Below are 13,656 nucleotides of genomic sequence, written 5' to 3'. Positions count from 1 at the left end.
TATTTTGTTATTTCATTTTTAATTTTTTAGCAATGCAGACAGATTTCAAATAATGTATTTTATTCTATTAAGCTTTTTTGTGAATTTTGTATAAAAAAAACCTTGTCAAAAGCCAAGGTTTAATTGAAGATGAACTTCTTAATTTAAATCTGAAAATACAGTTGAAAATTATTTTACTGTAATTAAGTAAGTAGCCATTTTCCAGATTTCATCGTATTTTTTATCATTATGTTGTCCGGAAGCTTTTTCAGTATAGGCAAATTCTACCATATAATTTCCCGACCAGATTGGTGTAAACGAAAATTGGCCTTTATCATTTGTCCATAGTTCTTTTTCCCAGCCGTTTGGAGCGATAACTTTTATCTTTTGCTTTTTTGCAGATGCACCTTCATATAAAGCAAAACCGTCAATTTTTACATTCTTTTTTGCGATATCGGCATTTTCGCTAAACAAGCCAATAACATTATTGTTTGCAGTTGCATAATTTCCTGCAGTTTTATTTCCAACAACTACAGTTGCGCTCGAGTTATAATCTAAAACCATAGTTCCGTAAACATCTTTTACTTTATGGTGCATTACAATAGTATAAACTCCATCTTCATCAGGAGTAAAAAAGGACTGGTATTTATTTTCTAAAGCTGATGCGGTAAGTTTTGTTTCTTTTTTTGAAGGTGAAACCAATACCAGGGTAAAGTCTTTTAAATCAGAAAACCATTTGTCAGCTTTTGTAATATCATTATCTGAAAACTCTCCAAAATAAACTGAAATTTCCTGAGCTTTTCCTTTTGTTCCGGTTGATTTGGTTTCGATCCAAAGGGCGTGAGCAAATAATTGAGGACTTGCCATTAACATAAATAGTAAAAATGCTATTGATTTTAAAGTTTTAGATTTCATAAAATGGAGTTTAAATTGGATTAAAAATTATTATTAATACAAACTTAAGTCTTATTTAGAATAATTAAAAATAAAACTAAAAAAAGAATCAAAGTTTGACGACTTTTATATATTTAGTAAGAAACTAAAAATTAAAAGGAACTATTTTTTTTTTGATTAATTCCTTTTTATATTTTGGAAAGCGCTCCATTTAATACACTTAATGTTGCAATTGTTTTTGTAGAAGAAGGTTAAAAGAGGGAATAATGGTTTTAAAAAACTTATTTTTGCGCTTTAATTGAAACCTTCCTCATGATTTTACCCTTTTTTAAAAAAATACAAAATACCCCTCGAGGATTCCGTATCGCAAACACTGTGTTTTTTTTCCTTTCCGGATTTGGATATTCTTCCTGGGTTTCCCGAATTCCGCATATAAAAGCGCAGTTGCATTTGTCTGAAGCTCAATTTGGAACAGTTTTATTTGCCTTTCCGATTGGTTTAATGCTGACAATGCCTTTCACAGGAAAGTTATTAAATAAGTACAGCAGCCGTTATATCATGTTGTTAGGAGCAGTGATGTTTAATATTGTTCTGGCTTTACCTGGCTTAGCTGCTTTTGTATGGCAGTTGGTTATTATACTTTTGATCTTTGGCGCTTCCCGTAATATTTTCAATTTGTCAATTAATGCACAATCGCTGGAAGTTCAAAAACTATATCCACACTCTATTATTACCCGTTTTCATGCCGTTTGGAGCATAGCTGTTTTTGCTGGTGCAGGTTTAGGATATGTAATGGTAACTAAGCATATTGCGCCATCACATCATTTATTAGGTGTAAGTATTTTTATGATGGGGCTTACGGCTTGTTTTTATCCATTGAGTATTCATAATCAGCCCGTGCCGGTAAAAAAGAAGTTCTTTTCGATGCCGGAAAAAAACCTGATCAAATTTGCTATTATTTGTTTTGTCTCTATGGCCTGCGAAAATACGATGTATGATTGGAGCGGTATCTATTTTGAAAATATATTACATGCTTCTCCAAAACTAACCAGTGCTGCATTTGTATTTTTCGCCACGGCAGTAACTTTAGGACGTTTGTTCGGGGATTATGGCGTGATGAAATTTGGTACAAAACGAATCCTGCTTTACAGCGGTATTTTGATCACTTTAGGATTTTTAATTTGTTTTCTATTGCCCTTTATTTATCCCACTATTTTTGGTTATGTCTTAATTGGAGTTGGTGTTTCCTGCGTGGTTCCGTTAGTATTCAGTATTGCCGGAAGATCATCAAAACTAAGCAGTGGTTCTGCATTAACCTCTATATCTACAATTGGTTATCTTGGGTTTTTATTGGTTCCTCCAATGGTTGGTTTTATCTCTGAATATTTAAGTATGAAATTTGCGTTTCTAGTAATGGCGTTTCTAGGGATATTGATGATTTTTATGGTGAATAAGATTGGGGAGAAGGAATAAGTTTTTTGGGAAGGTGCTGAGGTTTCTTTTTGTATGATTGTTTGAGTAATAATCAAACTATAATTCTAATCATAGAAAAATCATCTGTTGGTTTTAGACCAAATTCATTTTCTATCCTTTTTAATTTAAAATCAAGCATATCGTTCTTTTCAGAATTTGTTTTATCCATTGTTAAAAACTGAATAACATCAATTTTTTCTTTTGACTTAGAAGGGAATAATTTTTCGAAAGTAAAAATTCCATCCGTTGCTATACTGATGTCTTCAAGTGAGTTGAATTCAATTTTTTGTTTTTGTGAACTATAAAAAGTTTGAAAATCTTCTGAAAGATGAAAACCTAAATAATCAGGCTTGTTGTCTTGCTCAAATTCGGTTATTTTTCCATTTATATTGACAAAGCCATCTCCAATGGCTAATACAATACCTTTCTGTTGAACTTTATCAAATAAAAGAATAATGAGAGTTGTTAATAATTCTTTCTCATCAATCATCAATTGATTCTTTATAATTTTAAGCTCACTTAACAAAGCTTGTAAAATTAATTTTAGATTTTCTTCGGGAGAGAGGGAATGATTGTTTTTCTCAATAAATTCTTTGTAGCCTTTTTCTAAACAGATTTTTTTTAGAATTTTTCCAACTAATAGAGAAGCAAACTGACTTTCTAATGCTGTTGTACAACCATCCATTAGAGCGCAAAGAGTGTGATTTTTTCCATATTCACTGATGAATAAATGATCTTCGCAATTATTTTGATGATAATCGCCAATTTGCAATGATGAATATATTTTCATCTAATTATTTGTGATTGTTGTTGGTATTGATTCTCGATTTTTTTTTCAATTAAAATTATTACTTCTTAGTCATAACAAACTTCTCAGAACTAGCTTTCCCTTGTAAATTCCCTGAAATCTCAGCAGTCAAAGTATTATTTGCGCTTTTTGTATAGGTAATTTTTTGAGGATAATCGTGTTTAGGATTTTCGAAAACCAATTGTTTATCAGATTCAATAGTTGATGGAAATGCAACAGCTTTATCATCATTCTGACCTTTTACAGTAGCAAAATAAGTTAAGGTTTCTCCTTTTTGAGCCAAAACAATGCTTTCGAAATGTAAAGTATCTTTTCCTTTTATGAAATAAGAAGTGGCATTAAAAGTACTGTCGTTTAGTTTTGTCCAATTTTCAGTCAAAGTGCCTTCTGGAGAAGTGTTTTCCCAATTGCCAATAAGCCAATCTGCAATTTTGATTTTATCTTTTTCTACAGATTCTTTTTTCTGGCAAGAAGCAACAATTAATACAAGAGCTAAAAGAGTAATTTTCTGAAACATATTTCTGGTTTTGATGTTAAATTGAAAAGCTAAAATATGAAAAGAATTATGAATTATGAATTGTGAATTGTAAATTGTGAAATGTAAGATGAAAAACAAATAAAGTCTTAACATCTAACTTCTCACTTTTAATTTTTAACTTCACAAAGAATAGCATAAACCAGTTCTTTAGTTGGTTTTTGATCTTTGAGTTTGGCTCTTACATCATCAAAACTCACTTTAAAATCACAACCCAGTTTATAATCTCCACAACCATAAGCGGTTTTTCCTTTCATGATGGTTCCTTTTTTACATTTTGGGCACGTTAATGCATCAGAATCAGCTGTTAAGGTTGGTTTTGCTTTTGTAGTTGCTTTTTTGGGTTCTAGTTTTAGTTTGTAATTTTCTTCAAAACGTATTAAACCTTCAACTGTACCTTCTTCTGTTTTAAAACCTTTTATGTTTACAGTTGATCCTTTTTGAACTAGTCTTAAATATTGGCTTTCCGTAATTTTTTTCTCGGCAAAATTATAAGGCAATACAAAATCACAACCTGCTTTATAATTACCACATCCATAAGCTGATTTTCCTTTTATAAGTGTCGCTTTCTGGCATTTCGGACAGGTTTCTGCCAGTATTCCTGCAGCTTTCTTTTTCTCTACTTTCACCACTTCTTTTTGAGTCGCGGTTGCGTGCGAGATATTGGCGTGTCGGGTTTCGCTTCGTACTTCGGTAACCAAAGCCTCGACCATTCGTTTCATGTTTTTGATGAATGCTCCGGCAGTAAAAGTGCCTTTTTCGATATCTTTCAGCTGCTTCTCCCACGAACCCGTAAGTTCAGCTGATTTGATTAATTCATTCTGAATTGTATCAATAAGCTGAATTCCTGTTGGAGTAGGTAAAACCTGTTTTTTGTTTCGAACAATGTACTGACGTTTGAAAAGCGTTTCGATAATATTCGCTCGTGTTGACGGGCGGCCAATACCGTTTTCTTTCATCAGTTCTCGCAAATCTTCGTCATCGACTTGTTTACCAGCGGTTTCCATGGCACGCAGTAAAGTTGCCTCCGTAAACTGATTGGGTGGTTTGGTTTCTTTTTCTAAAAACGAAGGTTCGTGTGGACCTTTTTCTCCCACTACAAAACTTGGTAACAAATCGGCCTCTTTTTCTTTGGCATTTGGGTCTTCAAAAACTATACGAAATCCCTTTTTTAAGATTTCTTTTCCGGTGGTTTTAAAGTGTACTTCGGCAGCTTTTCCAATCACTGTGGTATTGGCCACCAGACAATCATCGTAAAATACCGCAATAAAACGTCTTGTAATAATATCGTAAACTTGCTGCTGATTGAATTGCAAATTAGATTCTATTCCGGTTGGAATAATAGCATGGTGATCCGTAACTTTTTTATCGTTGAAAACCTTAGGGGATTTTTTTATTTTTTTTCCTAAAAGCGGTTGCGTTAACTCAGCGTATTTGGATAATTTTTGCAAAATTCCGGGCACTTTCGGATAAATATCATTGGGTAAAAAAGTCGTATCAACTCTGGGATACGTCACTACTTTTTGTTCGTATAAAGTCTGCACAATTTTAAGCGTTTCATCTGCCGAAAATCCAAATTTGGTATTGCAATATACCTGTAAACCGGTTAAGTCAAATAGTTTTGGAGCGTATTCATTTCCGTTCTTTTTCTCGACCGAAACAATTTCGAATTCGCTTTCTTTGACTTTATTGGCTAATAATTCTCCGTCTTCCTTTTTCAGGAAACGGCCTTCTTCATAGCTAAAAAGTGTTTCTCTGTATAAAGTCTGTAATTCCCAATAGGGTTGAGGTTTAAAATTTTCGATTTCTTTCCAGCGATCTACAACCATTGCCAATGTTGGCGTTTGAACGCGCCCAATAGACAATACTTGTTTGTATCCACCATGTTTTACGGTGTACAAACGTGTAGCATTCATACCCAATAACCAGTCGCCAATGGCTCTTGAAAATCCGGCGTAGAATAAATTATCGTAGTTTTCAGAGGGTTTTAAGTTTTCGAAACCTTCTTTTATCGCTTCGGTTGTTAATGACGAAATCCATAAACGCTGTACTTCGCCTTTGTAATTCGCTTCGTTCATTACCCAACGCTGAATCAACTCTCCTTCTTGCCCGGCATCCCCGCAGTTTATGACTACTTCGGCTTTATCGAACAGGCTTTTTACAATTTTAAATTGTTTTTGGATTCCTGAATTCTCAACTACTTTGGTTTCAAATTTCTCCGGAAGCATGGGCAAGTTATTCAAATCCCAGCTTTTCCAGTGTGGTTTGTAGTCGTTAGGTTCTTTTAAGGTACATAAATGCCCAAAAGTGTAGGTCACGGCATAACCATTGCCTTCAAAATATCCATCGTGCTTGGTATTGGCTCCCAAAACGGATGCGATTTCGCGTGCTACACTTGGTTTTTCAGCAATACATACCTTCATTTTTCTCCTTCTTATTTAAAGGCGAAATTAGGGATTTTTTATAAGAAAGGCGCAAAGGTTCTTAGGAACAAAGGGAGAAAGATTCTTTTTACTGTGTTTTTTAATCGCGCAAAGTCCCAAAGTCGCAAAGTTTTTTCTTTATTAAGTTTTTAAACTAGACGTTTTTGCGACTTTGGGTGAAATTATGAGAGCGCTGATATAGAAGTACAAAATTAATAACTGAATTTGCTGTCGGACTCAATAACTTTATTCGACTATTATTTTTTAAAGCTTCACTTTTTGTCGTTTTTAGTAAATAAATTCCTTTAGCTAAGCCGCTTACATTAACCTGAGCTTTTCCATTTTCTATCCTTGCAGACTTGACTTGTTTTCCGGAGAGGTCATAAAGCATTGCATTTCCATCTGTGCTGGCGTTTTCTATAGTAAAAAAATCACCTTTTACAGGGTTAGGATAGGTTATTAAATTTGATTTTTCTACGTGACCAATGCCTAAGATACCGTTTTTTGATTCATAAGCTCCCAAATCAATAGTGGTTTCGTTAACACGGGATCTTCCGGATAGATCTAAATTACCAAAAATTAAAGGATCGTATAAGGCATTATTACCTTTATTTATGGCAATTCCTCCTTCCAGAAGAGTGTAATCTCCAGCAGCAGGATTATTGAAAATCTGAGTATCGCTAATTCCTGTTGCGCTGATATTACTATCAGAAGTATTTGTTTTTCCTAAAATTATTGAGTTTTTTGAATTATATGAACCTTCTGCACCCAAAGTTAAATTAGCCCAAACGATACAATTTGTAAAATTGATACTGCCGCCGCCACTAGAAAATAGTGCATCCTTACCATTATTAACAAAAGTACTATTGATTATTTTTAGTGTAACATCAGAAGTACTATGTAGTTCATTTGCTAAGGTTCCGGCAGTATTGTTAATAAAAAGACTATTTACGATAGTTAGATTAGTAAAATTATTACTCACTATTGCACCGCCATATTTAACAGCAGAATTTTCGATAAAACGACAATTATAGATCGTAATATTACATCTAAAAACATTGTATATGGCAGCTCTGCCATTATTTGAAGTAGTGCTTCGTCTGGAAATATTTTTTGTAAAATTACAATTGGTCATTGTAACATTAGATAACTCATTATACATAGCACCGCCATCCCAACCGGTATTTTCTGTAAAATTACAATTGGTTAGAGTAGTAGTCGAACGCGTATTTTCTACTGCAGCAGCAGCAGAAGCGTTTTTTTCAAAATTACAATTTGTTATTACTGCTGTAGTAGACCAATTATCAATAGCATTACCTGAATTATTAATAAAAGTACAGTTGGTTATAATTGGGAAACCGCCAGAATTATAGATTCCTCCTCCGCCTGATGCCTTATTATTTATAAAGATGCAGTTTGAGATCGTAAGAGAAGATGAAAGATTCAAAATTCCTCCACCTGTGCCATTATTGCCACTTGAATCTGGCTCCGTAAAACCATCAGAAATTGTAAAACCATCTAAAAGAGTTGCAGGCGTTAAATTTCTTGTTTGGATAACGGAATTTCTAATCCCCTTTAAATTGGTTATATTGGTTTTGAAATCACGTTGGCTAAGATCATTTTCAGTTCCTGCGAATCCGCCATAAATTTTTACGCCTTCTTTCAATGAAAAAGATTTACCATATTGAGGACTATAAATTCCAGCTGCTACCCAAATTTGAAGAATAGCTGTATTTGTACTGGTCATTGCAAACTGAAATTCTCCGTAGGCATTATTCCATGAAGAACCGTCTCCCGTACCTCCATTTTTTACATACAAAATGCCTTTTGCATCTGGAGTTGGTCCAGTAACAATTTTAATAGTTTTTGCATTTAAGTTGCTTACAGCAAGAAGAGAAAAAGAAAGGAATAGCGAAAAAAATAAAATATGTAGTTTTTTATTCATATAAATATTTAAAAATTAGTAAATGAAAAATCTTTGAATTTTTAGTTTTCATAAACAAATACATTGTTTTTTTATTGGTTCTATTGAGGTTTATTCGTATTTGTTAATTTTTTAAATATATATAAATTAACATAAAAAAACTAAAAAATATTTATGCAAATCTGCGTTATCCGCTTGTGGTTACGTTACATAAACAGACTTGTTTTATTTGATTAAAAATAATAGTACAGAAAAGCTACAATTCTTTTTCTGGCCTATAAAAATTAGATCTTTCTTTTATCCGTAAGATATTTTCGAATAGGCATATCATAAAAAATCATAGTCAAGTAGGCGATCCCCACAAGAAGAATTGTACCTGTAATAACAACAAAAGTAAGTTGACCTGTTTCGGGCTTGTACTTGGTGTAATAGTTCGCGAATATCCACATGGCGGCGTAATGTGTCATGTATAAAGGATACGATATTTTCCCAAAGAAAACGCATAGTTTTTTGAATCCCGGTGCCAAAGTTGCTCCGGCGCCTAATACAATCAATAACGGGAAATAGAATAAGACCACAAGAGGTTCTGTAAGCCAATTGAAATCTGAAAAAGGCAATACGAAAGCTAAAAGCAGTAATACAGATAAAGCAATAAAGCCCAGTTTTGATTTAATAATCCAATTCGAGCGGTAAATAAGCATTCCGGCTAGGAACGAATATGAAATACGGCCAAAACCATCCCAAAAAGTTTCTCCGCTCCATCCGCCCATTAGGGAACCTCCAGCGCGTTGACTGATCAAACAAATTCCTGCAGCAGCCAAAACGGTTAATACAAATAGTGAACGTCGGCTTAGTTTATAAAGGAAAAGCGCATAAAAAATATTGGCAACATATTCCCAAAACAAAGACCAGCCGGGCGCATTTAAACCAAACAGGTTAAAATAACGATCTGCCATTACCGGAAAAGGAATCAGAAAAACCGAAGCCAGAAAGATCAGAATCAATTTCTCGGTTTGGTAAGCTTCAGGATGACCGCCAAACTGGTCAAAAAGAAAAGCCAATAAACCCAATACAGAACCAAAAACAACCAAAGGATGTAATCTGATCAATCTTAGTTTAAAAAAGTCGGTAAGTTTCATTTTACTAATTCGGTCATGATAGGCGTAGGCAATAACAAATCCGGAAAGGCAAAAGAAAAAGTCAACGGCTAAAAAGCCATGCGCGATAAAATTGTCTTTAGGCGGATAAACGATTTCCATAAAATGAAAAATGACAATCGCCACAGCGGCTATTCCTCTTAATCCGTCCAGGATTTCAAAATGTTGTTTTGGTTTTAAAGTTTCGGTTTCTGGTTTGGTCATGGTTTTATTTATAGCGCATATTTATTTTAATAATTCTAAGACGCAGAATTTGTAATCTGTCCTCACAAAGATTGATTTTTTATGTTTATAAAAAAAGCCACAAAAATTATTTTCTTGTGGCATTTTTGTTTTTACTTACCATTGATGCCAAAGATTAGAAATCAGAACCATTGAATTGAAAGAAATGTTCAAACTAAACTTAAGGTAAGCCTAATTATTTAGATTTGTAATCTGGGCATGTAAAGATGGATTTTTTATATTGCGATCTCCATTATGCCCCATGAATAAAACAGAAAAACCACAAACAGAAGCTTGCGGTTTTGTGTCCTTATCAATTTTAGCTTTGCTTTAAAAGTAAAGTGATTTGTTATTTGTTTCTTAATTTTAGACGCAATTTGAATTGTTTCTTGATTTCATTAACATGTGCTTGTTTGATTTGTTTTCTGTTTAACCCTTGCAGGCTTTCTACATATCCTGTAAAAACATGACTTATATAGAGAGGAGAAACACTTCCAAAATTAGATGTATTATGGCAGGAGAAGCAATTAACAAGATTGCCCACTGAATTCCCGTGTATGGATGACGAACCAAAACCTACCTGAACATAGGTTTCCATAGTGATATTGTAGGCTGCAGTGGAGCCTCTGGTGAAATCTCCGGGTGAGGAATTGGAAAGATTTGAACTTAACGAATCTAATAAGGCAGCTTGCGCCTGATTTGTATTGTGCCCTGCGGTATTAATCCATAGTGAACCATTGTAAAAATAATTGTTCCAGACACCTTTCAGTTGTTTCTTAACGCTTTGATTAATAGTACGGATATTATTGAAGTTCTCAGAACCATTTTGACTTGTTTGCATATAAAGCAGAACATTGAAAGAACCTTTTTTGGCTTTTTCGACAGGAACGCCATATTTGTAAACGGAAAAGACATCCGTATAAATTCCATTTCCAGTAGTTATATTGTTAACCGTTGCAGTGCTGCTTTTATTAAAAAAAGGATAATCGACTGTACTTGTCACCGGCGCATCAGTTGTTGGCGTAGCTTTTGACCAATCATAAGCGGGTGCAAGATTTTCATGTTCAAAAGTAGCCCATACAAATTCGGGATGATTCTCTACAACCCCAACGATATGCATTCCCAAAAGTGCTACTCTTTTTTTTACTCCATTGATTAATCCCTTAGTAACAAAATAAGAAGAAGTATCTTTAAGTACGCTTGCATCAATCCAGGAAGTTTTAAGTTCTAATGAACCTACAGGAAAAGTTATCCCTTGTAAGTTGGAGGAGTCCTTTTGTGCTATTGGGCCATATTTTAGCATTGTTTTGTAAATAATTGGGTCCATGAATATAGAATAATAGACCGTAGTAGATCGAGGAACACCCGATGGATAATTAGGTGTTTTTAAAATATCAGTTGTATCACTTGCCTGAGCAGAATCCGTCAAAAAGATCCCATTGCGTGGGTCTAATCTCTTACCTGCTGAATTCACCTGAAGGAGTTCAGTCATAAATAATGGTTTTCCGTTGATCTCATTGGTAAGAAAAAGAAATTTTTGCCAGGACCATTGATGAAAATCACAATTCGTTACGGTTGCATTGTTGGCAAATACGCTTGTTGGCCCTTCATTTGGCGGAGGAGTCCGGCGCGTGTTGTCTACCATCGTAAACCAATTAGCAGGAGCTAAACACTCTGCAGAAGCAGCACTTTTTTGTATAGTTGTATAATTATTTTTTTCTCCCTTTAAGTCCTTTTTACAGGCACATAATAATGAGATTAGCGTGATAAAAAATAATACTGTTTTTGTAGTTTTCATAATCAGGGGCTTTAGTTAATTTTTGTAGTTATCTTTTTGAAGACCTGAAATTAAGTAATTAAGAAAATGACCCCTGAAAAAATGTCATAAAACCTTCATATTTAGGTATAAAGCCAATAAAAACAGGTATTAATAAAAGTAGTATAAATACTATAGCCTGATATTAGTTAGTTGAGCACTTTTGCAAAAGGAGCTGCTACGTTTTTTATGCAGGAGTGTTGATTCTTGGGAAGTCACAAGGATTGATCTTTTTTGATTATAAAAAAAAGCCACAAAAATTATTTTCTTGTAGCTTTCTATATTGTGCTTTTATAGTGGTATGAGTGCCGTTTATAAGATGTTTTTAGATCTTAAAAATATCAATTCTTTTCATCCAGAAAATTCCTGATTCTAAAAATTGAAGTTTTGTTTTCGCTACTTTATCGCTTTTATCTCTGGGATTTTTAGTTACAAATCTGGCTGTTGACTGATTAAAATCCAGCGTGTTTTTTTCATCAAAGTCTTCTTTTTTATCTGCCGAAAAAGTAATGATATTGTCTTTGGCGCTCCATTTTCCTTTTCCGTAGGTATTGACTTCCGGTGGAGTTCCGCCTTGCATTTTCTTATACGAATGAAATAGGAATGTTCCGTCTTGATTTAAGGTTAGTTTATATTCAATAATATGTTTTCCTTCTTCAGAAAGAGAACGTGTATAATCGCCAGTGTATGGGTTGGATTGTGCAGATAAAGCCAGATTAAAAATAAAAAGTAAGATGGCAAGTATTAGTTTCATTGGTTTGCTTTTTTATTGGTTTGAAAATAGGTTAGAAAGCTTTGGTCAAAAGTAATTGGTTTGAATTTAAATACCTTACGTGAAGCCGTAAATCTATCTGTGAATATCAGTTGGATACAACCGATTGTATACAATTACTTTAAAATCATCTAATAGCTGTAATTTCGTTTTGATCAAAATCAGAATAAAAGATAACAATCAATTAAAAATAAAAACATGGAAACACAACATACAAAACAAGTCGCAGAACTTTTAGAATTAATGAAAAATACAAAAGATTTCAGAAAACTAAAATCAGAAAATAATAGCAATAATTCGTTTAGTGTAAACTTGAAAGTATCCGGTTATAATGAATTGAATCTAATGGTTTCGGATTTGCTAAAAGCAAGTATTATTTTGCTTAATGATGATGCCAGAAGTTTATCAAGTTTTACAGCGAATAGTGGTGTTGATGTAATGACTTTGCTTGAAATTGCATTGCAACTTTTACCGGAACAAGAAATGGAGTTATTGGATGATTTGCATAAGATTTATTTGGAGTCTGATGCGGTATAAGTTTTTCAATTATTTCCACATTAGAATAAAATCAAGTAAATTTTCAATAATTATTTTGAGCCAATTTTTCTCTGTTGGTTTATACTTGTTCATAGTTGGTAAGATTTTAAACTTTGCATAGGGATTTTGAGAATAGGAAAACTTCGGATATCGGGATTTCTATTTCAATCAATGTTAGGTATTAAAAATAACCAATAAAAATATAAGTCCTCCAAAGAATATAACTCCAATCATATGATTTAAAGAGCTGTTTCCATCCTTTTTTTTGTTACTGCCAGTTGGTGACCATATACTTGAGAATGTTGTAAAATCATTGTCGTTTAGTAAACATCTTAAGTTTAAATACAGAAATCTAACTGATGCTCCTAAATACTCCAATATAATTCGTCCAGATATTATTTCTATAAAATCCATTCGTATGAATTCTTGTTTAGGATTAGCGTAATGATTGAGTTTTCAGTTTTGTGTTCTTCGGCTAGCGCGAGCGTCCCGCTCGTGTTCGCGAAAAGATATATCTTTTTTTCCACCAAAATATATTCCAATTATATCTAATTCCGCCCAATTCCCAATTAACATCAAATTTATTTTTTTTGTTATTTAGATATGGAGGTAATGCTATTTTACAATGCAACATTGGTGGATTGTTAACTATTGTTTTTATATAATCAGGAGGCAGTTCGCTTTTAAGAAAATAGCTTATTTCGATTATGGTTCTATGCTTTTCTGATTTATAAACATGTAGATTTACATCATAAATCAAATCGTAAATTTCTTTTAGGCTAATTATTACTTCATTAAAGCTTTTTGGTATTTTCTTCTTATTGAGCTTATTTCTATTACTACGTTGAATAAAAAAGTTTTCACCTTCTGCTTCGGAAATATTTGAAAGTATAAACATTAAATTTCTTGAAATAGCATTCCAACAATTTAGATTTACCAGATCAAGTAATCTTATTGTTAGATTTTCTATTTCTTCTTCAATATTCTTTTCCATATTCCAATGCTTGATTATGTATATTTGTCGTTGTTATATTTTGCAATAATATGATTTTATTTCTTTGTGGCTTATTGAAGTGTGTACGAAGTCGGGAGACTTCGCACAGCGATCGCGATGAT

At 33.3% G+C, this 13,656-nt stretch carries 11 protein-coding genes; 2 read left to right on the top strand and 9 right to left on the bottom strand.

Annotation, left to right across the window (positions count from 1 at the left end; all coding sequences use genetic code 11):
* Positions 1-168 precede the first annotated feature (168 nt).
* Positions 169-894 carry a hypothetical protein gene (locus ACQY44_RS17840; protein WP_428231651.1) on the bottom strand — a complete coding sequence of 242 codons (726 nt, stop codon included), beginning with the start codon at positions 892-894 and terminating at the stop codon, positions 169-171.
* Positions 895-1,185: 291 nt separating this feature from the next.
* Between ACQY44_RS17840 and ACQY44_RS17835 the strand changes: the two genes are divergently transcribed.
* A complete protein-coding gene (locus ACQY44_RS17835; protein ID WP_428231650.1) occupies positions 1,186-2,346 on the top strand; it encodes an MFS transporter in 1,161 nt (386 codons plus the stop codon).
* A gap of 52 nt (positions 2,347-2,398) precedes the next feature.
* Here the strand turns inward: ACQY44_RS17835 and ACQY44_RS17830 are convergent, their stop codons facing one another.
* The 7 genes from ACQY44_RS17830 to ACQY44_RS17800 all read right to left on the bottom strand — a co-directional run bounded on the left by ACQY44_RS17830 (position 2,399) and on the right by ACQY44_RS17800 (position 11,985).
* Entirely contained in the window at positions 2,399-3,136 is a 738-nt protein-coding gene (locus ACQY44_RS17830; protein WP_428231649.1) for a protein phosphatase 2C domain-containing protein, read from the bottom strand.
* Between the two features lie 58 nt (positions 3,137-3,194).
* Positions 3,195-3,671: a DUF6265 family protein gene (locus ACQY44_RS17825; RefSeq protein WP_428231648.1), complete on the bottom strand. Its 477-nt coding sequence runs from the start codon at positions 3,669-3,671 to the stop codon at positions 3,195-3,197.
* Between the two features lie 128 nt (positions 3,672-3,799).
* Positions 3,800-6,112 (bottom strand): DNA topoisomerase 3, encoded by a 2,313-nt coding sequence (locus ACQY44_RS17820; protein WP_428231647.1) that lies wholly within the window; start codon positions 6,110-6,112, stop codon positions 3,800-3,802.
* 154 nt (positions 6,113-6,266) lie between these two features.
* Positions 6,267-8,057 carry a right-handed parallel beta-helix repeat-containing protein gene (locus ACQY44_RS17815; protein ID WP_428231646.1) on the bottom strand — a complete coding sequence of 597 codons (1,791 nt, stop codon included), beginning with the start codon at positions 8,055-8,057 and terminating at the stop codon, positions 6,267-6,269.
* Between the two features lie 263 nt (positions 8,058-8,320).
* On the bottom strand, positions 8,321-9,397 hold the full coding sequence (locus tag ACQY44_RS17810) for an acyltransferase family protein (protein ID WP_428231645.1): 1,077 nt from the start codon (positions 9,395-9,397) through the stop codon (positions 8,321-8,323).
* A gap of 367 nt (positions 9,398-9,764) precedes the next feature.
* Positions 9,765-11,213 (bottom strand): hypothetical protein, encoded by a 1,449-nt coding sequence (locus tag ACQY44_RS17805; protein ID WP_428231644.1) that lies wholly within the window; start codon positions 11,211-11,213, stop codon positions 9,765-9,767.
* A gap of 343 nt (positions 11,214-11,556) precedes the next feature.
* The gene (locus ACQY44_RS17800; RefSeq protein ID WP_428231643.1) at positions 11,557-11,985 is read right to left on the bottom strand and encodes a copper resistance protein NlpE N-terminal domain-containing protein; all 429 of its coding nucleotides are present in this window, start codon (positions 11,983-11,985) and stop codon (positions 11,557-11,559) included.
* A gap of 216 nt (positions 11,986-12,201) precedes the next feature.
* On the opposite strand from ACQY44_RS17800, the gene ACQY44_RS17795 reads away from it, so the two are divergent.
* Entirely contained in the window at positions 12,202-12,540 is a 339-nt protein-coding gene (locus tag ACQY44_RS17795; RefSeq protein WP_428231642.1) for a hypothetical protein, read from the top strand.
* Between the two features lie 475 nt (positions 12,541-13,015).
* Here ACQY44_RS17795 and ACQY44_RS17790 read toward each other — a convergent pair whose 3' ends face one another.
* The gene (locus ACQY44_RS17790) at positions 13,016-13,534 is read right to left on the bottom strand and encodes a hypothetical protein (protein WP_428231641.1); all 519 of its coding nucleotides are present in this window, start codon (positions 13,532-13,534) and stop codon (positions 13,016-13,018) included.
* Positions 13,535-13,656 lie beyond the last annotated feature (122 nt).

Source organism: Flavobacterium sp. (assembly GCF_965277525.1).
Lineage (GTDB): Bacteria > Bacteroidota > Bacteroidia > Flavobacteriales > Flavobacteriaceae > Flavobacterium.
This window is presented reverse-complemented; position numbering and strand designations above follow the sequence as displayed.

Excerpts from the sequence above, each read along its gene's own strand:
- ACQY44_RS17805 (WP_428231644.1), bottom strand. The coding sequence starts at position 11,213 with ATGAAAACTACAAAAACAGTATTATTTTTTATCACGCTAATCTCATTA.
- ACQY44_RS17815 (WP_428231646.1), bottom strand. The coding sequence starts at position 8,057 with ATGAATAAAAAACTACATATTTTATTTTTTTCGCTATTCCTTTCTTTT.
- ACQY44_RS17840 (WP_428231651.1), bottom strand. The coding sequence starts at position 894 with ATGAAATCTAAAACTTTAAAATCAATAGCATTTTTACTATTTATGTTA.
- ACQY44_RS17800 (WP_428231643.1), bottom strand. The coding sequence starts at position 11,985 with ATGAAACTAATACTTGCCATCTTACTTTTTATTTTTAATCTGGCTTTA.
- ACQY44_RS17835 (WP_428231650.1), top strand. The coding sequence starts at position 1,186 with ATGATTTTACCCTTTTTTAAAAAAATACAAAATACCCCTCGAGGATTC.
- ACQY44_RS17820 (WP_428231647.1), bottom strand. The coding sequence starts at position 6,112 with ATGAAGGTATGTATTGCTGAAAAACCAAGTGTAGCACGCGAAATCGCA.
- ACQY44_RS17795 (WP_428231642.1), top strand. The coding sequence starts at position 12,202 with ATGGAAACACAACATACAAAACAAGTCGCAGAACTTTTAGAATTAATG.
- ACQY44_RS17825 (WP_428231648.1), bottom strand. The coding sequence starts at position 3,671 with ATGTTTCAGAAAATTACTCTTTTAGCTCTTGTATTAATTGTTGCTTCT.
- ACQY44_RS17810 (WP_428231645.1), bottom strand. The coding sequence starts at position 9,397 with ATGACCAAACCAGAAACCGAAACTTTAAAACCAAAACAACATTTTGAA.
- ACQY44_RS17790 (WP_428231641.1), bottom strand. The coding sequence starts at position 13,534 with ATGGAAAAGAATATTGAAGAAGAAATAGAAAATCTAACAATAAGATTA.
- ACQY44_RS17830 (WP_428231649.1), bottom strand. The coding sequence starts at position 3,136 with ATGAAAATATATTCATCATTGCAAATTGGCGATTATCATCAAAATAAT.